The organism is Arsukibacterium sp. MJ3, from assembly GCF_000987765.1.
Taxonomy (GTDB): domain Bacteria; phylum Pseudomonadota; class Gammaproteobacteria; order Enterobacterales; family Alteromonadaceae; genus Alishewanella.
Map to the genome: position 1 here is coordinate 1 of NZ_LAHP01000130.1, position 572 is coordinate 572.

The 572-nt window shown below is 39.2% G+C and carries 1 protein-coding gene; it reads left to right on the forward strand.

Going from position 1 to position 572, the window contains the following annotated elements; translation table 11 throughout:
• Window positions 1-82 precede the first annotated feature (82 nt).
• The coding region (locus VT06_RS17130; protein WP_152659069.1) for a hypothetical protein at window positions 83-572 on the forward strand (490 nt) is incomplete at its 3' end.

Sequence of the window (572 nt, forward strand, 5' to 3'; positions counted from 1 at the left end):
GTCAGGCAAAACTGAAACCTTTCTTTACCCTACTCTTTGCGGATTGATTGAGAACTCCCGTAGATCGCATACAAGCGGCATCATGAAGAGTATGATTCTATATCCAATGAATGCTCTCGTTACAGACCAAACTACTAGATTAAGGAAGATATTGGGTTCTGAGCCTTCCCAAAAACAAATCTCAGGAATTTTAGGTCGTCCACTGACTTTTGCGAATTACACAAGCGCAACTCCCTATGCAGGTGAATTTGATAGAAAAAAAAATAGGAATCTCTCTCGCTCAATGGAGAGCCTTTATTGCATTTCTGCAGTTACGTCCGAAGAGCAACGTTACCACCAAAGATTAATAAAACAAAACCGTGTACCTATAAAAGCTAATATTCCTGATTTTGTAAAATCTCTCGCTAATGCGAAGAGTATTGAGCAAGTTGATATAAGTCATGATACCGAACTAGTTTTACGTCAGGAAGTACAGTCGTCTCCTCCAGATGTATTAATTACCAACTTTTCCATGCTCGAATACATGCTACTTAGACCAATAGAGCACGGGATTTTTGATAAAACGGCTCAAT